The following is a 24003-nucleotide window of genomic DNA, read 5'->3' on the forward strand; positions in this document are numbered from 1 at the left end:
TTGTCCGTAGGAAAAAGAATGCTGCTGGCGTTATTGCGAACTGATGTCGGCGTTCTCGCCGCTGCCGCCCGGCTGGCCATCCTTGCCCATCGAGACGATGTCATATTCGCCCTTGCTGCCCGGGGCGCGGTATTGATAGGCATGGCCCCACGGGTCGAGCGGCACGGCCTTTTTCAGGTAGGGTCCATTCCAGCGCGTGCCGGCGGCGGGCGGCGCGACCAGCAGCGCGGCCAGGCCTTCTTCCGTGGTCGGGTAGCGCCCCACGTCGAGGCGGTAGGTGTCGAGCGATTTTTCAAACGCCTCGATCTGCGCCTTGGCCACCGTCACTTCGGATTTGCCCAATTGGGCGAAATATTTGGGGCCGACATACGCCGCCAGCAAGCCGATGATGACGATGACGACCAGCAATTCGAGCAAGGTAAAGCCGCGCGCATGGCGCGTTGCTGCAAGGTTCTGCCTGTGTGCTGCATGCATCCGGTAACTCCTTATTGCCTACCTTCAATACATTGCCGCCATGTGCACCGCTGGTGGCCGCGCACAGGCGGCGCGCGCCTGCCTGATGCCTAGCAGGCTACCATGCCGCTTATGGTTAATACAATCTTTTGTTTGTACTGAAAACAACAAAATCCCAGGGGAAACCATCGCGTTTGCACTAACGCAAGTCGCGCGCCACCTGTCCCGCGGCAGGCGTACAATCGGCGCATGTGCGGCCACGCCGCCTGCCTTGGGAGCTTGCATGTCTGCAATCCGTTTCAGCCTTGCCATCCTGGCCGCCGCCAGCGTACTGCCTGCCGGCGCGTCGGCGGCGCCACAGCGGCAGCCATATATTGTTGAAGTGCGCATGCAGTTGACGCCGCCTGACGCAATCCAGCGGGAAACCCAACGGGAAGCGGGACGGCGCGCCGTGCTGGCGCTGGTGCCCGATGCCATCGTGCAATATCACTACACGGCCGCGCTGAACGGCTTTGCCGCCCTGCTGACGCCGGCCGAAGTCCAGCGCCTGCGCACCAGCCCCCTCGTCGCGCGGGTGGCGCCCGACACCGAGGATCAGTTCAACAGCGGCGGCATGCACCGGACCGCCGCACCCCGGCCGCAGCGCTAAGCAGCATCAGGCGGCCAGCAGGCGCAGCGCGATGCCGCGCGAGACGGCTTGCGTGCGATTGCTCACCCCCAATAATTTATAGATGCGCTGCAAGTGGCTTTTCACGGTCCCCCCGCTGATGCCGAGGATTTGCCCCACCTCTTCATTGCTCTTGCCGATGCTGACCCAGTGCAGCACTTCCAACTCGCGCGCACTGGCCGCGCGCGCCGCGCCGGCAGGAACTGCCTGCGCGCCGTCCGGCAGCGCCAGCCAATGCAGATGCAGGCAGGGCAGCAGCAATTCCAGCACGTACGCTTGGCGCGCCGGGTCGGGCCAGGCAGCGCAGGGGGCGCGGAACAGGGCAAAGAAACTGCCGCCGCCAGCGCCCGCGCTGCCATGCACGAGGGTCCCGTCGATGAAGGCGACGCGCCGCCCGCCAGCGCGCCAGGCCTGCGCCAGCCGGGCCACCTGTCCGTGGCGCGGGTCGCTGAAGTCCCGCACCTCGGCTTCGGCCAGCACCGCGCTATGCCAGGCCGCGCTGCGCACCACGCCGCCATCGGCGCCCAGTTGCGCGCAGACGAGGACGGCATGCGGCAGCAGCGCCTGCAGCGGCCCCTGGCTCCACAAAAAGAAATCGCCGGGCGCGGCGATGCCATGCGCGCCGAGTATGGCGTGCAGCAAGTATTCCTGTTCCCGCCCCGTCAGCAACATCAGGCGCACACGGCGGTGTCAAACGCCAGGTAGCGGTAGCCGCTGCCGCGCACGGTTTCGATGCGGTGGCCGCAGCCGCCCGGCAGCAAAGCCTGCCGCAAGCGTCCCACGTGGGCGTCGACCGTGCGTTCGTCCAGATACGCGGCATGGCCCCACACCTGGTCCAGCAGTTGCGCGCGGCTATGCACCCTGCCCGGATGGTCCATCAAAAAATGCAGCAGCTTGAATTCCACGCGGCCCAGGCTGACAGGCACGCTGCCGGCCGTCACGCGCCGGGTGTGCGGATCGAGCCGCAAGGCGGCGCCGTCCGCGCTTGAACCTGCGCGCAAGGCCGCTGGCGCGCGGCGGCGCAGCAAGGCATGCACGCGTGCCAGCATTTCACGGGGGCCGACGGGCTTGCACAGATAATCGTCGGCGCCGCTTTCCAGGGCCAGCACCTTGTCCTGTTCGCTGTCGCGCGCGCTGACCATGATGATGGGCAAGTCGCACAGCACGCCATCCTGGCGCACCTGGCGCAGCAGCGCGATGCCGGACGCATCCGGCAGCTCCCATTCCAGCAGCAGCACGTCGGGTGGATCGGCGGCCAGCAAGGCCAGCGCGCCGCGCGCATCCACGGCGCAGCTGACCCGGTAGCCGGCGCCTTGCAGGTTATGCACCAGCAAGGCTTGCGAGGCTGGCGCAGGATCCAGCAGCAGAATATGACGGCGCATCGATGCATCCTCCCGAAAAAAGTGGGCGGCCCTCCCTGAGAAACTAGACGGCACGACAAGTTTTTGACTATGCATCAAGCGTAAAACGGTGACTAATACAATTTAGTTTCCCGATTTATAGCTATTCCGAATAAATAGGCGAAAAAAAACACAGCGCACCGAGGCGCGCTGTGTTCAGGCGGGACAACGACTATTTATGCTGGCGTGACGAACCGGCGCCGGCGCAGGGCAAAACCGATCAGCGCCAGGCCGCCCGTGAGCATCATCCATTCCGACGCTTCCGGCACGGCCGAGATCGTCGCGATGCTGGCGTAGGTGCTGCCGGCTATGCTGGCGGGCAAGCCGCCGTTCAGCGGGGTCAGTTCGAATTGCAGCAGGTTGCCATTCGCATTGCCCAGGTAAGCCATACCCGTGTAGTCGAGCAAGCCCACGCCAAACGTCGTGCCCGCGTTGCCGGCCGTGTTCAGGAAGTCGCCGCCGAAGACGACGTTGAATCCGAACTTGCCGCCCAAGGTCACGTTGTGGAACCAGTCGTTGTAGGCGCCGCTATTGCCGAAGGTCAAGGTACCGGGCACGCTGCCGCTGACATTGCCTTCCAGCGATTCCAGCGCGCCGAACGCGCCCGAAAAATTGCTGAGCACGGCGCTGGCGCCCGGCGCGGGGCTGTTGCCGGCGATAAAGGCGAAGTCGAGGAAGCCGGCGCCGGAAAAGGCGCTCGTGTCGATTTCCACGCGATAGGCCAGCGGATCCGCCAGCGCCACGCTGGAACTGGCGGCCAGCACGGCGGCCAGCACGGCGCGGCGCAAGGCCGGATGGAGTTTTGTTGTCAACATGATGGTGTCCTTAGAAGTTGCCGGCGTAGATGCTGGCCGAGTAGGTGATCGTCACTTTCGACGGATTGGTGAAACTGACGGAAAACGAGGCCGTCGCGCCCGGCGCCAGGCTGGCGGCGTTGACGGTGACATATGCGGCGCCCGCATGGGTACCCGTGGCATTGGCCAGGCTGACGCCGGCCGGCAAGCCGCCGAACGCCACCTGGAACGGGCCGCTCAAGGCGCTCGTACCCGTGTTGGTGAACGAGAACGTGCCCGTGTATTTTTGCGTCGCGCGGTTGTACGCGAGGCCCGAGCTGGCTTGCGCCACGCCGGCCGTGATGTCGCGGTAGGCGGGCTGCAAGTCCAGACTGATGACGACGGGGTCATGGTCCGAGGCGCGGTAAGGCAAGGCGTTGTACAAGTCTTGCGGCTTGGCCGAATCGATGTTGTAGTCGATCACTTCCGGCTCATCCGCATTCACATGCCATTCGGCCACGCCGGCCACTTGCGGGCTCAGCGACGCGCTCGCCAGCGCGTGGTCGAGGTAGCCGCTCTGGCCGCCAAACACGTACGAGTACGGCATGCCGGACGGCCGCACGAAACGCTCGAGTTCGTTGACGAAGCCGGCGCCCGTGATGACCTGGATCGGGTCTTCCGCGCCATAGGAATTGAGGTCGCCGATGACCAGCACGTCAGCGTCGCCGGCAGCGGCCGCCACCTGCGGCACGAAGCTGCCCACCAGGCGCTGGGCTTGCTGCACGCGGGTGGCGTTCCAGCAGCTCTGGCTATCGTTCTGGTCCGCGTCCAGCCCGCTCGACGGGCAGCTACCCTTCGATTTCAGGTGGTTGACGATCAGCGAGAATTTCTCGCCATTGCTCGCAAGAAAAGTTTGCGCCATCGGTGGCCGGTTGTTGATGGCGTTGGCGTCCGACAAGGCGCCGCCCACCAGGCCCAGCTTGCCCGGCTTGTAGATCATGGCCACGCGGATGGCGTCCGTGCCCGTGGCGGCCGGCTTCGGCACCACGGCATACGTGACGCCGCCGATGGCCGCGTTCAGCTGGTCGACCAGGTAAGTGACGGCGATTTCGCCATTGTTCTGGATTTCCATCAAACCCACCACGTCCGCATCAATGGCTTTCAGTTCGGCCACGATCTTGTCGCGCTGGCGCTCGAATTCGGCCAGGTTGTCGGCACCGCGGCAGTTCGACTTGGTGGTCGAGGCGCCCACGGTGCAGCCCTGCCCCGTCTGCCCAAAGATATTGTTGCCATTCGTAAAGGTCGTGAAGAAATTCAGCACATTCGCGCTGGCCACCTTGACGTTGCCGGATGGCAGTTCCGGGCTGCCCGTGCGCGGGTTGTCGCGCGAAAACTGCGGCATCTGCGTCGGCTGCAATTTATATGCGGCCCCGCCACCGCCGATGGCACCGAAATCGACCACGCCCGTCAGGTCGGCCACTGTATCGCCGCTGCGCACGGTGTTGTCCTGGCCGATGTAGGGAATCGTGGGCGGCGTGACGAAAATGCCATCATCGAGCACAATCAGGTTGTTCGCATTGGCGGCGATCAAGGCTTGCGCCTCGGCGGAGCCGGCCGGATAACGGTTGGTCGGCACTTCGCGCCGGCCCGCCGACAGGGTCAGCTCGCCGCGCGCGCCCAGGTAGGCGTTTTGCGACACGGTCAGGGGCTGCGTGAAACGCACCAGCATGCCTTCCACGGCGGCCAGCTTGTCGTTCGGCAAGGTCACATTCGTCGGCACGATGCCGTGGCCCGCGCTTTGCGTGAGGATGGCCGTCACGTCCTTCAATTCCGTGTAGGAATTCTTGGCGCCCGTGGGCGTGTATTCGAACACCGTGCCCGTCACGCGCACCAGCTCGCCCGGCTGCACGGTGGTGGCCGTCGCGCCCGTGTACACGAAGATGCCGTCCGACGTCGATGGATCGCCGTCGCCGGCCGCGTCCTGGATGAAGAAGCCCGTGCCCACTTTCAGGGTCACCACGCCTTCCGTCGTCTGCACGGAATTGGCGTAGGGGCTGGCCGCGCCACTGCCCTGGATTTGCGGAATCGTGTGGCTGACGGCGGCCAGGCCTTGCACGGCGACATCCACCTTGCAGGTAGCCGTCTGCTGCTGGTCATTGCTGAAGCTGACGATCACGGGATAATTGCCCACCGGCACGCCGGCGGCCACCAGCAGGCTGACCATGGCGCTCTCGCCCGCCACGCCGGCCGCGCTGAAGTTGGCCAGGCTGATGCCGGCCACGGCCGGCGAACTCAAGATAGCGGCGTTCACGACGCCATCCGCGTCGGACGCGCGCAGCACGGCGCTGCCGCCATTGCCCACGGCCAAGGCCAGGCTGGCAGGGCAACTGGTGATGATCTTGTGCACGACGGGGCCGCCGCACACATTCAGCGGCGAGGCCGTATTGCGCGGCGTCACGCTGCCGGTGGCAAAATCCACGCTGTTATCGTCCGTGTCGCCGCAGCCGCCATTGGCGCGCAGAATCGCCAGGGTATTCGAGGGCGCGGGCGCCACGGCGCCTTCGAAGCCGTTGGCCGTGCCGAAGCCGACCAGGTCGATGACGGCCGCGCCCGTGGGGCTGGCGCCCACCTGGGCCGTCTTGCTATTACTCAACAGTACCTTGCCCGTCGTGCCGGACATGGCCAGGGTGCCCGTCGCGTCCGGCGTCGGCAAGTCCTGCGTGCCGCCCGTGCCCTTGGCTTGCTGGACCAGCAAATACTGGCCAGGTTGCAAATCGATAGCCGGCAAGGCCGTCACGGACCAGCTCGTGTTGGCGGCGGCGCCGTACTGCACGCTCCAGTTGCTCAGGTTGACGGGACTGGCGCCACGATTGAACAGCTCGATGAAATCGTTGCGGTACACGGCGCCCGTATTGCCGCCGCCCCCATATACCTGGCTGATGACGACATCGGATACGGCCAAGGCTGGCAAGGACAGGCTGGCCAGCACGGCGGCCATGACCGTCAGGCGCAACGGTTTACGCAGGGACGAGAGCGGGACGGACGGGACGGCAAGGTGGACATTCATGGTTTTCCTGGTCGGTAAGATGACGCCAACCCGGACAGGCGCTGGCAGGCTGTTCTTGACAAAATGATGACGAACTTATGATTTGCATACTAAACAGTGTGCATGACGAGTTGATGACATTTCATTAAGCTGAACGGAGTAATGCGCAGCGCGGATCCAGGCTGGCGGCCGCCTGCCGAAAGTATCCTTTCAACAACGCCAGGCTGTACAAAGCAAGCCAGGTCGTTATGCCGCCGCACAATATGATATAATTCAAACAAATAAGTTTAGTTCCTGACAAGGAATTGAACGGCAACACCAGACCCAGTAGTGCAGGCCCCATCCATGCCTGACCTTGAAACGCACTCCCTGCCTTGCTCGCAACAGTAGCCTGGACGGGAGCGGCAACAATCGCATGCGGACATACGCGCCCAGCGGCGCACCCTTCCATGCTTTTTGAGAGATCGATCATGCCAACACCAATTTTCACGCCAGCCTCTTCCCGTCCCTTGCTGCTGGCCGCGGCCTTGATGTTCTTCGGCGCCAGCGCCCAGGCACAAACGGCCGCGCCTGCGCAAAAGAATGAAAAGAATTGCCAGGCCAGCACGCAATCGGCGAATGGCAATACGAAAGACGCCAACCTGGACGGCACCTACAGCGCCTGCAGCCTGGCCAATGGCTTCATCGGCTCCGGCACGCGCACCAACGACGGCTCGAACAAGACGCCGGAATTTGACGGCATCGTGTCCGACCAGGAATTCCGCAATTCGTCATCGGCCGAGAATAATCACCGCCTGACCGCGCGCCAGTTGCCTGACGGTGCCGGTGCCGGCGAACCGCGCAAGGTGCGTGCCAGCGACGACCGCGACTTCAGCTTTATCACGCGCGACTTCGTGGCCGCCGAAGAAAACCGTCCTTTCGATGACGCGGCCGGCTACCGTGGTCCGGGCCGTTCGTATCAGGCCCGCAGCGGCGACACCCAGGCGCCCTTGATCGTTTCGTCGTCGCTGGGTGAAAACTTGCCCACCGGCAGCAACGGTGTCGGCGGCGGCGGTTCGGGTGGCGGCTTTACGGGCGGCAGCATCCTCCCCGTGACGCCGGAAATCCCGGCCGTGCCGGAACCGGAAACCTATGCCATGCTGCTGGCCGGACTGGGCCTCGTCGCCCTGGCGCGCCGCCGCAAAAGCAAGTAACCGTCACGCAGCACCATGAAAAAAGGCCCGCAAGGGCCTTTTTTATTGTCTGGAAGAATCCGGTTTCAGCGCCGGAAACCCGCATACGGCGCCGCCAGCGGGTCGCCGATGAACAGGCCCTGGGCCGGCCACAGCACGCTGCCCCAGTACGCTTCCAGCGCCGTGCTGCCGGACAGGTAGCGGCGCAGCAGCACGGTCGGATTGGGAAACTTTTGCCAATAACTGCACGGTTCGCTGACAGTGCCATAACTGGCCGTCGCGCCCGCCTCCAGCCAGCGCTGGCTGCTCATCTGGCTACTGCCCTGCAAGTCGCCGCCAAACGAGGTCAGGTGGTCGGCCAGGGCGCCGGGCAGGAAATGCAGGGTCTCCAGCTTGGCCACCTTGGCCTGCCCCGTCTGGTACACCATGATGTCTTGCGCCCCTTCCAGGCTGTCCGCCTTGAGGTTCTTGACGGTCAGCTTGCGCTGGCGCACGACGCCAGCGGGTGGAAAGAAACCGGCCCGGCTGTTGCGCACCGCGTCGCTGGTGGTCAAATAATAGGCGCTGGCGGCCGGCACGGAAAAGCCGCTGACGGCGCCGCGGTCCACCACGGCCTTGGCCTCTTCCACGAAATCGACAGGCAGCAGCATCGACAGGCGCAAGCCCAGCTGCGTGTAGGGTTGCGCCGCCTCGCTGTTGAAATACTTGCTGGGCTTGCCGGGATCGCAGGTCTTCGCGCATTGATCCCCGTCATAACCGAGGGTGAAAGCGGCGGTGATGGCATTGCATTCGACGGCATACGGCGCGCTCCACACCATCAGTACGGCCTGGATCTCGGGTTTCAGCTGCGCATTGATGCGTTCCTTCAACTGCGCGAACTGGTCGATGCTGAGCTTGCGGGGGCGGTTGGGAATATTCACGTGCGCCACATTCGCGGCAGGAATGCCGTGCGCCTTGCGGTAGTACTCGCCCACCTCGACACTGTTGGGTTCGGCGTCGTTGATGACGATGGCCAGCTGCGACGCCTGCAAGCCGGGCGGCGCCACGGCTGCGGCAGCGGCGGCTGGCGCGTCGGCATGGGCGGCGCCGGCGGCCAGCGCCAGCGAAAGACAAAGGAAGTTGCGCAAGGGTCGGTACACCGGTAAGTGAGGGATCGGAGGCAGCCGGCCAGGGGCGCGGCTGCCCTGCGATGAGAACGCCATCAGGCGCGCTGGTAGACATCCTCCAGGCGCACGATGTCGTCTTCGCCCAGGTAGCTGCCCGACTGCACTTCGATCAGGTGCAAGGGCAGCTTGCCCGGATTTTCCAGGCGGTGCGTCATGCCGATGGGAATATACGTCGATTCGTTTTCCGTCAGCAAGGTCACCTTCTCACCGCACGTGACTTGCGCCGTGCCGCTGACCACCACCCAGTGTTCGGCGCGGTGATGGTGCATCTGCAGGGACAGCTTGCCGCCCGGATTGACGGTGATGCGCTTGACCTGGAAGCGTTCGCCGATATCGATGCCTTCATAACTGCCCCACGGGCGGTACACCTTACGGTGCTGCACGTGTTCGCTGCGTCCCGCCTGCTTCAAGTGGTCGACCACCTGCTTCACGCGCTGCACCTGGTCCTTGTGCGCGATCAATACCGCATCGTCCGTTTCCACCACGACCAGGTCCTGCACGCCCAGCACGGCCACCATGCGGCGCTCGGCGCGCACCAGGCAATTGCTCACGCCATCGAGATACACGTCGCCGCGCACCACGTTGCCGTTGGCGTCCCCCTGCTGCACTTCCCACAGGGCCGACCAGGAACCGACATCGCTCCAGCCTATGGCGGCCGGCAACACCACCGCATGCGCCGTATGCTCCATGACGGCATAGTCGATCGAATCGGATGGGCAGGCGGCGAAGGCCTGCTCTTGCAGGCGGCAGAAATCGAGGTCGCGGTAACCGTCGCGCACGGCCGTTTCGCAGGCGGCCAGCATGGCGGGCTGGAATTGCCCCAGCTCGCCCAGATAGCGTTCGGCGCGGAACATGAACATGCCGCTGTTCCAGAAATAATTACCGGCGGCAAGGAACGACTGCGCCGTGGCCAGGTCCGGCTTTTCCACGAAACGCTCGACCTTGCAGCCCGCGGCGCCCGGATTGACGGGCGCGCCGCTGCGGATGTAGCCATAGCCCGTTTCCGGCGCCGTCGGCACGATGCCGAAGGTGGCCAGCGCGCCATCGGCCGCCAGCAGGGCCGCCTCGGCGATCGCCTGGTGAAACGCGGCCACGTCGGTGATGACATGGTCGGCCGGCAAGACCAGCATCAGCGCCTGCGGGTCGATGGCCAGCAGGAATTGCGCGGCCACGGCCACGGCCGGCGCCGTGTTGCGCCCCACGGGCTCAAGCAAGATGCCCAGCGGCGGCAAGCCGATCTCGCGCAGTTGCTCGGCCACCATGAAGCGGTGCTCGTTGCCGCACACCACCAGCGGCGGCATGACGTCGAAACCGGCCAGTCCGCTATCGCCGGCACGGCGGTTGGGCAGGCTGGTCACGCGCAACGCCGTTTCCTGCAACATGGTCTTGTCCGTTACCAGCGGCAACAGTTGCTTGGGCAACACGGCGCGCGACAGCGGCCATAAACGGGTGCCCGAACCGCCGGACAGGATGACTGGATAAATTTTCATGGTTTCACTTCGCAAACAGTTTATTGGGCAGCATACAGGGCCGGCGGCGTTTCGTCGCGGCGCAGGCTGCGCCGGTCGCGCGCATTGCCCCAGGCATCTTTTTCATAGTCGGAGACATGGCGCATCTGGCCGGCACGGTCGACACTATAATCCTTGAAGACGATCATTTCATCCAGCACCACGCCAGGCAGCACGCGCGTGTACTCGAACAGCACGCTGCGCACCACTTCGGCGCCACCGCAGACGTGGCTGCCATGGCCGATCCAGGCCGGCCCGATGATGGTCGTGCCCGCCTCGATGCGGCAACCCGAGCCGATGTAGACGGGGCCTTCGATGCGCGTGCCGCCGCTCCAGTCGATGCTCGTGTTCAGGCCGGCCCACACGCCATCGGCGATCTGGGTGCCAGGCACGTGCAAATGGGCCACTTTTCCCATCAGCACGCTTTGCAGCACTTCCCAGTAATCCTTGATGCTGCCGATATCGATCCAGTTGTACTGGCGTTTTTGCGCATGGAAGGGCAAGCCTTGCGCGACCAGCAGGGGAAACAGTTCCGAGCCGATATCGAAGGGCTGGCCGGCGGGAATCAGGTCCAGCACGGCCGGCTCGAACAGGTAGATGCCGGTGCTGACGCAATTGGACAGCGCATCGGCCTGCGCCGGCTTTTCCTGGAAGGCGCGCACGCGCCCGTCGGCATCGCTGACCACCACGCCATAGCTCGACACCTTGTCCCACGGCACTTCCAGGGTGATGACGGACGCCAGCGCGCCCTTGCTGCGGTGCTCGCGCAGGGCCGCTGCCAGGTCGAGGTCGATCAAGGCGTCGCCGCACAGCACGATCGTCGTATCGTCGAAAAAGCCGCCGAACTCCTGGATCTTCTTCATGCCGCCAGCCGAGCCGAGCGGTTGCGGCACGACCTCGCCCGCATCGTTCGTATAGCCTTCGAAGGAATAGCCGATGCGCACGCCGAACTGGTGGCCTTCGCCGAAATACTCCTCGATCTTTTCATGCAGGTAGCTGACGTTGACCATGATGTCGGTCACGCCATGCTGCGCCAGGTGTTCCACCAGGTAAGCCATCACGGGTTTGCCCAGGATGGGGATCATCGGCTTGGGCAAATCATAGGTCAGGGGCTGCACGCGCGTGCCCTTGCCTGCTGCCAATATCATCGCTTTCATCGTCAAACTGCTCCATCAGGGTTGGGGATGGCTGGCCAGGCGGCGCACTTCAGCGGCCATCCTTGCTCAAGGTCACGGGAGCGGCGGGCGCGGCGGCGGGAAACAGGCGCGCATACGCGGCCAGCAGCTTCGGCGCTTCATATTCCCACTCCAGTTCGTTAATCACGCGATGGCGGCCAAACGCCCCCATCTGCTCGCGGCGGGCCGGGTCGTCCAGCAAGTCGACGATCTTGCGCGCCATGTCGATGGGATCGTTCTTCAATGCATACAAGGATGCCTGCTGCGCGGAAACCTTGCCCTCGACCAGATCAAACTGCACGATCGGTTTGCCCAGCGCCATGTATTCCATGATCTTGTTCATGGTCGACTTGTCGTTCATGTCGTTGGCCACGTCCGGATTCACGCACACATCGGACGTATTGAGCATTTCCAGCAATTGCTGGTCCGGCACGCGCCCCGTAAACGTCACGTAGTCGGCAATGCCCAGGTCCTGCGCCATCTGCTTCATCTGTTCCAGCGAGGTGCCGCCGCCCACCAGGCCGAACTGCACATCGTCGCGCTTCAGGGTTTGCACGATGTATTGCGCCGCCTGCAGCAGCAGGTCGATGCCTTCCTGCGCGCCCATCACGCCCACGTAGCCGACCAGGTAGGCGCGGCCCTTCTTGAGTTCCGCCACGGGCGGCAGCACGCGCAGGCGGTCCAGCTTGGGTCCGCTGCGCACCACGTAGACATCCTCGGGCTTCATGCCGCCCCGCTCGATGGCGATCTTCTTGTACGACTCGTTGGTGGCGATCGACACGTCGGCGCTCCGGAACGACCAGCGCTCGAACAGCACCATCAGCTTGTAAAAGAAATCGCGCCGGCCGAACTTGGCTTCGTACAGCTCCGGATTGATGTCATGGTGGTCGAACAGGAAACGCTTGCCCATCGTTAACTTGAAGAAGCCGCCGATGAGGAACAGCAGATCGGGCGGATTGCAGGCGTGGATGACGTCGAAGCCGCGCGCGAAATGCACTTTCCATGCCAGGCGGAAAGTGTGGAACAGGGCCAGCGAATACTCGACCAGGTAGCCCTTCGCCCCTTCCGCTTCCAGCGGCAGGTGGTAGCGGTAGATATGGATGCCGTCGATGGCTTCATAGCGCGACTCGTAGCCCTTGCCCGTCGGGCAAATGATCGACACTTCATAACCGTTCGCATGCAGGGTGGTCGCTTCCTGCCACACGCGCCGGTCGAACGGCGACGGCAGGTTTTCCACCAGGATCAGCACCCGGCGCGGCTGTCCTGCCACGGTGTTACCAGCAGATGCCGTCATATTGCTCTCCACTTTGTTCTTTGCTGATGCGCACCAGGTCGACGATGTGCTGGTGCGGCTGCAGGCTGGCGGGCACGGTCTTGAATTCGGCCGCGCCATTGCCGATGACGATGGTGTCGGCAAAATCGAGCACGTCCTGCATGTTCGTCACCATCAGCTTGGAAATGTGCGGGATGTGATTGAGGATGTAATCCTGGTTGGCGCCCGTCAAGGCGGCCAGGTTGACGTTCTTGTCGTACAGCTTCAGCTCGTAGCCCTTGCCCAGCAGATACTCGATGACATCGACCAGCGGCGACTCGCGCAAGTCGTCCGTGCCGGCCTTGAACGAGAAGCCCAGGATGCCCACCTTGCGCGCACCTTTGTCGACGATCATCTTGATGCCCTTTTCCACTTGCCGCTGATTCGACGGCAGGATAGAGTTCAGCAAGGGCAAATCGAGGTCCAGGCTGCGCGCCTTGTAGGTCAGCGCGCGCACGTCTTTCGGCAGGCACGAACCGCCGAAGGCGAAGCCCGGCTTCATGTAGTACGGCGACAGGTTCAGCTTGGTATCCTGGCAAAAGATTTCCATCACCTTGTGGCCATCGATGCCGACGGCCTTGCAGATGTTGCCGATTTCATTCGCGAACGCCACTTTCACGGCGTGCCAGGTGTTGTCCGTGTACTTGACCATCTCGGCCGTTTCCACGTCCGTGCGCACCAGCGGCGCATCCATCTTTTCATACAGCTGCACCAGCAGCGCGCCCGCCTTTTCGTCGGATTCGCCGATCACCGTCTTCGGCGGATTGTAGTAATCGTAGACGGCCGTGCCTTCGCGCAAGAATTCCGGGTTGTTGCATACGCCGAAATCGACGCCGGCCACCTTGCCCGACGCCGCTTCCAGGGTCGGGATGACGAGCGAACGCATGGAGCCGGGCAACATGGTCGAGCGCGCAACGACGACGTGGAAAGTATCCTTTTCACGGATGGCGGCACCGATTTCCTGGCACACCTTGCGCACGTGGCTCAGGTCCAGGTTGCCATTGAGCTGCGACGGCGTGCCCACGCAGATGAGCGACATGTCCGAGCCGAAAACGGCGTCGCGCACGTCGAAGGTGGCGCGCAAATGGCCGCTCTTCACGGTGGCGGCGATCATTTCGCCGATGTCTTTTTCAATGATGGGCGTGGTGCCCTGATTGATCAGCTCCACCTTGGTCCTGTTCGGATCGACGCCGATGACTTCGTGTCCATCCGTTGCCAGGCAACCAGCCGAGACGGCACCCACATAACCCAAACCAAATATGCTAATTTTCATGTTTTCCTCGTATTTTCTGACAGATCAGGGGTAGCCAAACTCAGGTGAAACTCCGTGCGCAAGGTGGCTGCGCCTTGCAGCCGCCCGCGCCAGACCAACACAGGCGCAGCCTGTTTTTCATCGAAGCGGTGCGAAATCCAGCCCAGCGGCGGATGGTCGCTGCCGCATACCAGTTGCACGGAAGCATCCGGCAACGGCGGTAAATGCATCTCCAGCGCGAAGGCGTCGCCCGCCACGCGCAGCACCTGGCCGTCCAGTTGCACGCGGCAGCGGGGATCGACGTGCCAGAACAATTCCACCTCATGCGCGTCCTGGCATTCGAGCACGTCATCGACCACGATCAGCGCGGCGCCGGGCGCCAGGCGCACGTCGCGCCGGTGCAGCACGCCATCTTTCAAGCCCAGGTAGCCGTCATGGCTGGCGCTCCAGAATTGCCCATCGGCATCGTCACGCCACGCCAGGCACTCGGCCCTGGCCTTGCGCAGCCACAGGAAGTTGCCGCCCGACTCGGACTGGTCGCGGCCATCGATGCGCACGGTGTTGTGCGCGCTGGTGCCACGGAAATAATCGCGCCACTGCTTGTGCGTATGGTAGGCATAGGTACCCGGATCGACCAGCACCATCTGGCCCGCCACGGACAAGGTCAGCGCCAGCGCATCGGCGTGGCCGTGCGCGGCGATGCCCAGGTAGCCCAGCGGGCCGGCATCGGCAATCAGGCGCACTTCGTCGGGCGTGCCAAAGCCGGCGCCCATCACGTAATAGCCGCCATCGGGGAAGGCGCGCGGCAAGGTATCGGGCGCAGCGTCCGGCAAGGCGTCAAACGCCTGGCTCCCCGCCTCGCCCAGCAGCCAGGCGCTTTTCTCGTCGAACGTGCGCGCCTTGGCCTTGAAGTCCGCACGGCCAAACAGGGCCGCTCCGCTGGCCAGCAGCGACGTGTAGGGATTGGCGCCCGGCGCCTTGTCCCAGTGCGCCAGCAGCGCGTCGTCGGCGTCGCCGAGCATCGGCACCTCGCCCGCCACGTTCGTCATGGCGGCGATAAATTCCAGCATGGCTTCCAGGCGCCGCAAAAAGGCGGCCGAGCGGGGCCGGCCATTGGCGCGGCCCGCCAGCACGCACAGCAGCATTTCATCGGCCACCGTGTGCTGGTAATAAATGGCTTGCTCACGGTTCACGCCATCGGGTCCGTTCTGCTGCAGCGCCTGCGCTTCCAGCTCGCGTTCCGTCTGCGCCAGCCAGCCGGCACTTTCCGGCCAGCAAGGCCACGTGAGCGCGGCGATATGCAGGCCCGTCAACTCGCCAAACAGGTGATTGTTGGCCGACGAGTGGCGCGAAAAGTGTCCCGCGATGAAGTGGCAATGCTGGTAGATGCTGTCGAGCCAGCGCTGCAGGAAGGCTTGCCCCTGCGCACCCTGGAACAGGGGGCTGTTAATGCCTCCGAGCAAGTGCCACGCATGCGACCAGCTGACCAGGCGCAAGGCCAGCTCCAGCGCGCTGCTCCAGTTCGGTCCCAGCGGATACGGACATTGCTGCCACCACGATTCAAGCAGGACTTGTACACCTTGCGCATGGCGCAAGTCGCCGCCGAGGCGGTAGGCCATCGCCAGGTCGGCCACGGCCAGGTGGCGGTTCGGTTCCCACAGGCATTTGATATCGCCCACCACGGTTTCGTCGCGGTAATTGAGCGTCTTGCCAAAATCCAAGGGCACGACGGTGCCCGTCTTCGGATCGCGGTTCCATTGCGGCGGGAAACCCAGCTCCGCATCGCGCAGGGCGAACACATCGAAGCGGCCCGCGAGGATGCGTTCGGCCGCCGCCAGGTGCGGCGCCGTGTCGATGGGCATGCCCAGCCAGGGTGCGCCGAAACGCTGGCGCACGGCGGGCGGCGGCACCTGCGCCAGGCCATAGCCGCGCGCCTGCAGCCGTTGCTGCAAGGCATCACGCACGCGATGCGCCACCTCGGGCGCCCCCATGGCGCGCAAGCGGTTCAGTTTCCAGGACAGGTTGCTCAGCATGGACGTCTCACAGATACTGGCGGTGCCAGATTTCCAGGGTGAGCAAGCTCCACAGCAGTTTCTCGTGGTTTTGCCGTCCAGCCACGTGTTCGGCCAGCACCTGCTGCAGGGCTTGTGTATGGTAATAGTGGCGCGTGCGCGACTCGGCGCCCGTCAAGTGTTCGTACAGATAATCCTTCATGGGGCCGCGGAACCATTCGTTGACGGGCACGCGGAAGCCCACTTTCGGCCGCTCCAGTATGGCTTGCGGCAACAGTTGCTTCATGGCTTCGCGCAAGATCCACTTGGTGGTGCGGCCGCGCACGCGGTACTCGTCCGGCAGGCTAGCCACATACGCCGCCAGTTCGTGGTCCATGAAGGGCATGCGCGCTTCCAGCGACGCGGCCATGGTCATGCGGTCGCCCCGCTCGAGCAGGTTGTCGGGCAGCCAGCTCAGCTGATCGAAACACAGGATGCGGCGCAAGGCGCTGTTGCCGGCGCTGCCGCAGCCCAGCGAGGGATCGCGCTGGCGCGCCGGCGCGGGCATGGCCACCAGGCGCGCGCGTTCCTGATCGGACATCATGCCGAACCAGCGCGGCATGCGTTCGTGGAACGCTTCCAGGCCCAGGTTGACGATGGCCGTCTTGGCGCGGCGGAAACGGTACGGCAAGGCGCCGATGGCCGGCTCGATCAAGCCCCGGCGCAGCAGGCCCGGCAGCATCTGGTAATTGCCCGCATAGCGCTCGTACACGTGCTTGGGGTAACCGCCGAGGATTTCATCGGAGCCTTCGCCCGTCAAGACCATCTTGACCGTCTTGCGCGATTCCTTCGCCAGCAGGTAGATGGGAATGTCGGATGGCTCGGCCACGGGGGCGTCGCGGAAACGCACGAGGTCGGGCAGCAAGGCGATGACCTGGTCGACGGACACTTCCAGCTCATGGTGTTCCGTGGAAAATTGCCGCGCGATATCGGCCGCATACGCCAGCTCGCTGAAGCCGCCCTCCTTGAAGCCGACGGAAAAAGTCTTCACGGGCACGCCCGCATGGCGCGACATCAGCGCCACGACGGCCGACGAATCGATGCCGCCGGACAAAAAAGCGCCGAAGGGCACGTCGGAAATCATGCGGATGCGCACCGATTCATCGAGCTTGTCGAGGAAGGTGGCAACGGGGTCGGCCGGCAACGGGGCCGCCAGGCGGGGCCGGCTGTCGGGCGGCGTGTAATACACGCGCTCGCGCAACACGCCGTTTTCCCACGTGGCCGTGGAACCGGGCGCCAGCTTGCGGATGCCCTGGAACAAGGTGGCCGGGCCCGGCACGTAGCGGTAGGCGAAATAATCCCAGATGGCGGCCTCGTCCGCTTGCGGCGCCACGTCCGGCAAGGCCAGCAGCGCCTTGATTTCCGAGCCGAAAGCCAGTTTTCCCTCGTGCTGCCACAGGAACAGGGGTTTCTTGCCGAACGGGTCGCGCGCCATGAACAGGCGGTCGTTGCGCGCATCCCAGATGGCAAACGCAAACATGCCGCGGAAATGCTGCACGCACTCCTCGCCCCATTGCACGTAGGCATGCACGATGGTTTCCGTGTCGGATGCCGTGCGGAAATGGTGACCCAGCGCGATCAATTCGTCGCGCAGGGGCTGGAAATTGTAGATTTCGCCATTGAAGATGATTTGCACGTCGCCCGTCTCATTGCCCAGCGGCTGGTGGCCCGTGGCGATGTCGATGATGGACAGGCGGCGGTGCAGCAAGCCCACCTGCCAGGCGCCGTCGGCCGTGGCCGCGTTGAGCACGCCCGTGTCATCGGGACCGCGGTGCGCGATGGCGCGCCCCATGGCGTCGAGCGCCGCGGGCAAGCCGGCGACGGACGAGGGGAAGATCAAACCGGCAATACCGCACATATAGGCTCGCTTAAAAAAGGGTTCGGCTAGACTGCCGGCGGCGCCAGCAAGACGCGGTAGACGCGGCGAAAATCCTGCGCCAGGCGCTCGACCGTATAGGCGCTTTCGATGCGCTCGCGGCACGCTTGCCCCATGCGCAGCAACAGGGCGCGGTCGCCGTCGAGGCGCGCGATGGCGTCCGCCAGCGCCTGGGGATTGCGCCGCGGCAAGAACACGCCATGCACGCCATCCTGCATCACGTCGGCAATCGCGCCCACGGGGCATACCAGGACGGGCGTGCGCGCGGCCATGCTTTCCAGTAGCGCATACGGCAAGCCTTCCTGGTGCAAGGTAGGAAAACCGAACAGGTCGGCCTGGCGCCATACGGCTTCCTTTTCGGCGCCAAAGACGGGGCCGAGAAAGCGCACCGCCTCTTGCAAGCCGAGCCCGGCGACGCGCTCGCGCAGCGCCGCTTCCTGGGGGCCGCTGCCGGCCAGCGCCAGCGTGGCTTGCACGCCTGCGGCGCGCGCCAGGCGCAGCCCTTCGAGCAAGTCGAACAGGCCCTTGCTTTCCGCCAGGCGCCCCACGTACACGAGTGACAGCGGACGCTGCGGCACGAGCGGCCTGTCGCCAGGGTCGCTGCCCGCATCGATGGCGTTGGGTATCACGTCGAGCGCCAGCGCGGGATCGAAATCGCGATAGCCCTGCAGTTCGCATTGCGCCAGCAACACCACCACATCGGCCGCGCGCAGCACGCGGCGCAGCAAACCCGTCAGCAATGGCTTGCCGTTGAAAAACACCTGCGGCAAGGCGCCGCCATGCACCTGGTACACGACGCGCTTGCCCATGGCCTTGGCCAGCAGCAGATACACGATGTCGCGCCAGTAGCTGCGCCACTCCATGGACGTGTTGATATGCACGATCTGCGGACGCTGCCTGCGCATGGCCTGCACGAACTGCACGGGGCTCCAGGCGAAACGCAGCAGCTTGTGCAGGCGCGACTCATTGCGGCCCTCGCTGCCGACCTGGAAGTGCACGAGCTTGTAGTCTTGCGACAAAGAACTGTGAAATAGTTGATTCAAATGGGTGGTTACCCCGCTCACCGCATTAAGTGCAGGTCCTAGCAGCATTATCGTAGTCATATTGGTATTATATGTTGTACTTTTGTAATTTAGACGCGAAGACAAATATATTTGCTGCATTGCGCTAACATCTACAACAATTTTCTTCCAGGGAACACCACCCATGGTGCATTCTGAGCGCCGTTTACGTGTTCGGCAACAACTTCTTGCCTGCGCTTCCAGCCATGGGCGTCAACGGCGCGCGCCGGCCAGATCCTGGTAGCGCTGCGCCAGTGCCTGCGCCAGCACGCGGTAGCTGCGCCGCGCCTCGATATAGGCGACGCCGGCCTGGGCGCGGGCGCGCGCTGCGGGCACATCGGACAAGATGGCCGCCATCGCCGCGGCCATGGCGGCCGGTTCGCTGGCCGTCAGCCAACCTGCGCCGCTGGCCGTCAGTACTTCGGCCTGGTCCGGGCTGTCATTGCCCACGGCCGGCATGCGCAAGGCCAGGTATTCGAGCAGCTTGGTGGGCGAACTGACGTCGAACAGGGCGCCACGGGGAATATACGACAGCGCGGCGTCGGCCCCGGCCAGCAGGGGCCAGGCCTGGTCCGAGGGCAGCCAGCCCGTCACGCGCACGGCCCCGGCCAAGCCGGCGCGCTGCGCATAGGCAAGCAAGTCATCGACGTCGGATGGCGTATCGGAAGCGCCGATCAGCAACAGACAGGCTGCGGGGATGCGCTGGCGCACGATCAGCAAGGCGTCCAGCAAGCGTTCCAGCTGGCGCGACTGGTCGAGCGTGCCCAGGTAGGCCAGCAAGGGCACCTCCTCCCAGCCCTCCGGCCGGACGGGCGCGATGGCTTGCGCCTGCAACACTTCCATGTCGACCCCCATGGGCACGGCAGTGAGGCGCTGCGCCGCGATGCCGCGCGCCTGCATCATGCGCAGCATCGCGTCGCTTTGCACGAACACATGATTGGCGCGCGGCAACACAATGCGGTACAACAACCATTGTTCGAGCAAACCCTTGCACAGCACCAGGCGCGCGCGCAAGGTGGGGCGCTGCGCCAGGCTGCTGCGCGCCCGTTCGATGCGTCCCTCGCTGATCAGGTATGACACCCAGTAATAGAACGGTATGCCCTTCAGGCGCGCCACCAGCAGGGCAAGCAGGCCCGTGGGCACCATGTCGCGCACCTGGATCGCATCGCAACCGGCGCGGCGGGCGCCCGCCAGGGCGCGCAGGCAGAGCCACTGGAAAGCCAGTTCGCGCAACAGGCGGCTGCCCAGGAAACGCCCGTGGCGCACCGAACGGAAACCCTGCGCCTGCGGCGGCTGTTGCGACGGCATGCCGACGATATCGCATTCGACGCCGTGGCGCGGCAGGTACTTGCCGAACATTACCGCGACATCGGGACGAAACGTGGGCAGGCTTTCCGGCACCAGTTGCAAAATCTTCAGGGACATAGGCGGTTCGACGGCAAAAAAAGGTTGAGGCAGATACAATACGCCATGCGCCGAAGCATATCATGCCCTTACGAAATAATTAATTATATTGCATTAGTAGCATCAAACCAAGCTTGCACCATTGATGAGCGGCAAGCTGGCCGCAGCATGACAGGTCTCACGCTGAAACAATGCATAAACGTCCATTTTAATGCTATTGTAATAATGCAGTCGATTGCCAATCATTAATTGTGTGACAACGAGGGCCGGAACGGCCCTGGCTGTTGTTTTAATGTGATAATGTTCATTTTTAATAAGGCGCAACAATGATCCACGTGCTGCTGTCGGAAGCGGGAACCTACCACGACATCGTCGAGCATCTGGCGGCGGGCGGCGCGCGCGTGACGCATATCGGGCCGGACGCGCAGGCGCACATGCGCAGCAAACTGTCCATCCTGGCCGCCATGCTGTCGCCGTCGCTGTTGCGCACGCGCAAATTATGGCGCCAGCAAGACCGCCTGCTGGTCGTCGGCTGGCAGGCGCTGCCCGTGCTGGCGCTGATACGCCTGGGCCTGCTACCGCGCCCGCAGCGCCTGCTGGTGATGGCTTGTTTCATCCATGGCACGCGGGCCCGCAACGTGATCAACCGGGCCTGGCGCCTGCTCAATTTCCCCGGACTGGAATTCATTACTTTTTCCAGCGGCGAAACGCGCAACCTGACCGACAACGTCGGCATCGCGCCCGCCGCCGTGCATTTCCACCTGTGGCGCCAGCATCTCGACGGTGCCACCACGGCGTCCCAGCGGCAAGATGACGGCAGCATCTTCTCCGGCGGCTTTTCCAACCGCGATTACGACCTGCTGCTGGACGCGGCGCACGGGCTGGAAGCGCACCTGGTGATCGTGGCGTCGGCGCAAAACCAGATCCCCGCGCAAGACCCGGCGCAGACCACGGTCCATCTCGACTTGCCGGAAGCGCAGTTTGAAAAGCTGCTGGCAAGCAGCCGGGTGGTCGCCATGCCGCTGAAAAGCCAGGGCGAAGCCTGTGGCCAGAGCGTGCTGCTGCGGGTATTGCGCAATGGAAAACCGCTGATCGCCACGCGCCACGAAGCCATCGAAGCGTACCTGGGACGCGATTACGCCGGCTTCGTTGCCGCCGGCGACAGCGGCGCCATGCGCGAAGGCTTGCGCCGCGCCCTGTCCGACGAGGCATTCCGCGCAGGCTTGGCCGCGCAGGTGTCGCGCGCCTGCGCCCAAATGGAACAGCGCGGCGGACCGGGCCAGGAAATCGAACAATTTCTGCTCGCCAATTAAAAAATCCACTGTCGCAACGACGACAGTGGATTTTCCTTGAACCGGCGGTCAGTTAGGCAATGTCACCACTTGCTTGCCGACCGTCAGCGTGCGGGCCGTGCCGCTTTTGCCCAGCTTGATCAGCGGCTTCTTGCAGCCGACATCGAGCACCGTGAGGAATTCGCCGCTCAGCGCCGCGGCCGACTTGATGAACACCCCATGCTCTTCATAGGTACCGGGCTGCGGCGGAGGTCCCGTGCGCTTTTCGAAACGCGCGCCGGTGCTGACCGGCACCACGCACACCTTGCGGCCCTGATTCGTCACCGAGATGGCGCCGCCGGCGTCGACCACGATAGGCGCATACGTATGGAAGTTCCACTCGAACACGCGCGGCGTGGCCGAGGTCACCTGGTCCTGCACCACCACGGCGTCCGTGGTGCGCAGGAACCACAGCTTGCGTAGCGCCGATGTCAGCTGGCCGCCATAGGCCAGCGTGGCGTCGCCCGCCACATAGTCGACGGTGGCCTTGGGAGCAAAGGCGGTGATGCGGCCGTTGCGCGCCATGGTCGTCTCATAGCCGTCGACCAGCTGGCCCTGGCCATTGTCGAACGTCAAGGCATTGTGGGCCTTGGTCTGGCGGTACCAGGAACTCCACAGCGGCGAATCGTACCAGTCGTACCAGCCGCTTTCCGTCAGCAGGGGCACGCCCGCGCTGGCCAGCACAAAGCCGTTCTGGTCGCCGTGGCTGTGATTGAACGAACCGTAGGGACTCGATTTGAAATACACCGAGGTGCGCTGCAGATTGCCGATGTCGCTGTGCATGGCGGCCCAGCCGATGCTGGGGTAATACGCCGAGTTGCCTGGCGGCGCGGGCGTGGCCACCGTCGCCACCGGCAACGGGTACGGCGCCTGCAAGGTGGCCAGCGAATCGTCGGTGCGGATCAGGTTCTTGTAATACCACGCCGCGGCAGGCGTGGCGAAATGCGCGGCGAAACCCTTCATCATGCGGATTTCAGGCAGCGTCTCGTGCCCGTCGCCAAACACGTGGGTCTGCGAACCGGGCGGCACGAAATGCATCAAGTAATCGAGGAAGCCGCTGGCCCAGGGCTTGGTGAACAGGTCGACCTTGGTCGCGTAGGCAAGCGCCGGCCAGATCTGCAGCGCATAGTCGGCTTCATACTCGGCATACGCCGTGCCGTTGGCAAAACCGCCCTCCGGACCGCTCCACACGCTGTAGGAACTGACAAAGGCGCGGAACGAGAAATCGAACCAGTCCTTCGCCTCCGGGATATCGCCCAGGGACAGCGTTGAAATCAGCGTCAGGAAACCGATATTGCTGGCGGCGTGGGAATCGTAGGGATACTGGTCCAGGCGCCCCGTCTGCGCAGCCAGGTCGAGGTACATCGCATTGGTACGAACGCGTACCATTTCCAGCCATGCGGCGCGGCGCGGCGCATCGAGGGCGCTGCCCAGGTTGTCGACCGCCTTGATCAGGCTTTGCGCAATGGCGCGGTTGCCCTGGTCATGGTTGACAAAACTGGTACCGCCGTTCGGGCTGAGCGCGGCTTCCTGGTCGCCGCGCGCGATCGCCTCCACCAGATACTGGTTCTCGCCCGTCACGCGGTACAGCAGCGAGGCCGCCTCGAGCTGGCGTGCGCTCTGATTCGTGCGCGAAATGACGCGCGCATTCTGCGCCTCGTTGGCGGCCGTGCGCACCTTGCCTGGAGACAATGGCCACTCGGCGTCGGAGACGGGCGCGATCGCCGTCATATTACGTATCACCTCGGTACTCAGCCAGGTCAGCACCTGGCTGCGGTCGGCGCGCTTGGCCGCGCTCCAGCTCGCAAAAAAGGTCGCGTTATCCTCCAGGCCGCGCGGACGCGGGCGCAAGACGATGGCAGCGCGCAAGGTGCTGCTTTCCGGCACTTCGAACACTTTCGACGTGGCGTCGATCACAAAGGTTCGCGGACTCGACCATTCATTGCTCGTGCTGGGACGCACGCGCCAGCTATAGGTGCCTGCCGCAAATTTCTTGGATGGCAGATACCAGTTGCGCGCCGACGTGAAGGTGCTGACCACGGTGCCCGCCAATTTGACTTCAATGACATACGACGCCGGCGACAGCGGATGGCGCGACCAGGTAAAACTGGGGGGATTTTGCGGCTGGATCTGGCGGTTGTCCGGCAAGGTGCGGACGGCCAATGGGTCGGTCGCCAGGGCCCAGTCGGCCTGGGCCTGGCCGCAGGCTGAACAGACGAGCAGCAGCGCCACTTTGACCAGCGTATATTTAGCGAATTTCATAGATTACCTTCTTAACATCAACTATCGAGCAAGATACCGCCGCTGCGTGGGGCATATCATACGCCTCCTGTCGAGGCTGCTTGCGAGACACAGG

General features: G+C 64.1%; 19 protein-coding genes. 3 read left to right on the plus strand and 16 right to left on the minus strand.

The window, feature by feature from the left end; translation table 11 throughout:
- Nucleotides 1-30: 30 nt before the first annotated feature.
- A complete protein-coding gene (gene gspG, locus VPH40_RS16870) occupies nucleotides 31-474 on the minus strand; it encodes a type II secretion system major pseudopilin GspG (protein WP_034751618.1) in 444 nt (147 codons plus the stop codon).
- 262 nt (nucleotides 475-736) lie between these two features.
- On the opposite strand from gspG, the gene VPH40_RS16875 reads away from it, so the two are divergent.
- A complete protein-coding gene (locus tag VPH40_RS16875) occupies nucleotides 737-1102 on the plus strand; it encodes a protease inhibitor I9 family protein (protein ID WP_251350030.1) in 366 nt (121 codons plus the stop codon).
- Nucleotides 1103-1108: 6 nt separating this feature from the next.
- Here the strand turns inward: VPH40_RS16875 and VPH40_RS16880 are convergent, their stop codons facing one another.
- The 5 genes from VPH40_RS16880 to VPH40_RS16900 form a co-directional block, all read right to left on the minus strand.
- Nucleotides 1109-1792 carry a LuxR C-terminal-related transcriptional regulator gene (locus tag VPH40_RS16880; RefSeq protein WP_328574248.1) on the minus strand — a complete coding sequence of 228 codons (684 nt, stop codon included), beginning with the start codon at nucleotides 1790-1792 and terminating at the stop codon, nucleotides 1109-1111.
- A complete protein-coding gene (locus VPH40_RS16885; RefSeq protein ID WP_251350029.1) occupies nucleotides 1792-2502 on the minus strand; it encodes a winged helix-turn-helix domain-containing protein in 711 nt (236 codons plus the stop codon). The genes VPH40_RS16880 and VPH40_RS16885 overlap by 1 nt, the downstream gene beginning before the upstream one ends.
- Nucleotides 2503-2696: 194 nt before the next feature.
- Nucleotides 2697-3335: an NF038129 family PEP-CTERM protein gene (locus VPH40_RS16890; protein WP_328574004.1), complete on the minus strand. Its 639-nt coding sequence runs from the start codon at nucleotides 3333-3335 to the stop codon at nucleotides 2697-2699.
- Between the two features lie 10 nt (nucleotides 3336-3345).
- Nucleotides 3346-6360: an ExeM/NucH family extracellular endonuclease gene (locus VPH40_RS16895; RefSeq protein WP_328574005.1), complete on the minus strand. Its 3015-nt coding sequence runs from the start codon at nucleotides 6358-6360 to the stop codon at nucleotides 3346-3348.
- 124 nt (nucleotides 6361-6484) lie between these two features.
- The gene (locus tag VPH40_RS16900; RefSeq protein WP_328574006.1) at nucleotides 6485-6811 is read right to left on the minus strand and encodes a hypothetical protein; all 327 of its coding nucleotides are present in this window, start codon (nucleotides 6809-6811) and stop codon (nucleotides 6485-6487) included.
- On the opposite strand from VPH40_RS16900, the gene VPH40_RS16905 reads away from it, so the two are divergent.
- Nucleotides 6810-7532: a PEP-CTERM sorting domain-containing protein gene (locus VPH40_RS16905; protein ID WP_251350025.1), complete on the plus strand. Its 723-nt coding sequence runs from the start codon at nucleotides 6810-6812 to the stop codon at nucleotides 7530-7532. The genes VPH40_RS16900 and VPH40_RS16905 overlap by 2 nt on opposite strands.
- Before the next feature lie 65 nt (nucleotides 7533-7597).
- Here the strand turns inward: VPH40_RS16905 and VPH40_RS16910 are convergent, their stop codons facing one another.
- The 9 genes from VPH40_RS16910 to VPH40_RS16950 form a co-directional block, all read right to left on the minus strand.
- A complete protein-coding gene (locus tag VPH40_RS16910; protein ID WP_289906139.1) occupies nucleotides 7598-8638 on the minus strand; it encodes a TIGR03790 family protein in 1041 nt (346 codons plus the stop codon).
- Between the two features lie 74 nt (nucleotides 8639-8712).
- The gene (locus VPH40_RS16915) at nucleotides 8713-10167 is read right to left on the minus strand and encodes a mannose-1-phosphate guanylyltransferase/mannose-6-phosphate isomerase (RefSeq protein ID WP_099665069.1); all 1455 of its coding nucleotides are present in this window, start codon (nucleotides 10165-10167) and stop codon (nucleotides 8713-8715) included.
- Nucleotides 10168-10187: 20 nt separating this feature from the next.
- A complete protein-coding gene (locus VPH40_RS16920) occupies nucleotides 10188-11342 on the minus strand; it encodes an NDP-sugar synthase (RefSeq protein ID WP_289918400.1) in 1155 nt (384 codons plus the stop codon).
- A gap of 49 nt (nucleotides 11343-11391) precedes the next feature.
- The gene (locus tag VPH40_RS16925) at nucleotides 11392-12654 is read right to left on the minus strand and encodes a glycosyltransferase family 4 protein (protein WP_328574007.1); all 1263 of its coding nucleotides are present in this window, start codon (nucleotides 12652-12654) and stop codon (nucleotides 11392-11394) included.
- Nucleotides 12635-13945 (minus strand): nucleotide sugar dehydrogenase, encoded by a 1311-nt coding sequence (locus VPH40_RS16930; protein WP_077400992.1) that lies wholly within the window; start codon nucleotides 13943-13945, stop codon nucleotides 12635-12637. Before VPH40_RS16930 ends, VPH40_RS16925 begins: the two co-directional genes overlap by 20 nt.
- On the minus strand, nucleotides 13942-15957 hold the full coding sequence (locus VPH40_RS16935) for a heparinase II/III family protein (protein ID WP_328574008.1): 2016 nt from the start codon (nucleotides 15955-15957) through the stop codon (nucleotides 13942-13944). Before VPH40_RS16935 ends, VPH40_RS16930 begins: the two co-directional genes overlap by 4 nt.
- Before the next feature lie 7 nt (nucleotides 15958-15964).
- Nucleotides 15965-17833, minus strand: coding sequence for an asparagine synthase (glutamine-hydrolyzing) (gene asnB / locus VPH40_RS16940; RefSeq protein WP_328574009.1), 1869 nt, complete (start codon nucleotides 17831-17833; stop codon nucleotides 15965-15967).
- 26 nt (nucleotides 17834-17859) lie between these two features.
- Nucleotides 17860-18894 carry a glycosyltransferase family 4 protein gene (locus VPH40_RS16945; protein ID WP_328574010.1) on the minus strand — a complete coding sequence of 345 codons (1035 nt, stop codon included), beginning with the start codon at nucleotides 18892-18894 and terminating at the stop codon, nucleotides 17860-17862.
- 231 nt (nucleotides 18895-19125) lie between these two features.
- On the minus strand, nucleotides 19126-20337 hold the full coding sequence (locus VPH40_RS16950; protein ID WP_328574011.1) for a glycosyltransferase: 1212 nt from the start codon (nucleotides 20335-20337) through the stop codon (nucleotides 19126-19128).
- 305 nt (nucleotides 20338-20642) lie between these two features.
- Between VPH40_RS16950 and VPH40_RS16955 the strand changes: the two genes are divergently transcribed.
- Nucleotides 20643-21629: a glycosyltransferase gene (locus tag VPH40_RS16955; protein ID WP_328574012.1), complete on the plus strand. Its 987-nt coding sequence runs from the start codon at nucleotides 20643-20645 to the stop codon at nucleotides 21627-21629.
- Between the two features lie 48 nt (nucleotides 21630-21677).
- Here VPH40_RS16955 and VPH40_RS16960 read toward each other — a convergent pair whose 3' ends face one another.
- A complete protein-coding gene (locus VPH40_RS16960; RefSeq protein WP_099665076.1) occupies nucleotides 21678-23909 on the minus strand; it encodes a heparinase II/III domain-containing protein in 2232 nt (743 codons plus the stop codon).
- Between the last annotated feature and the right edge of the window lie 94 nt (nucleotides 23910-24003).

The sequence above is a fragment of the Janthinobacterium sp. P210005 genome (assembly GCF_036231865.1).
Classification (GTDB): domain Bacteria; phylum Pseudomonadota; class Gammaproteobacteria; order Burkholderiales; family Burkholderiaceae_D; genus Janthinobacterium; species Janthinobacterium kumbetense.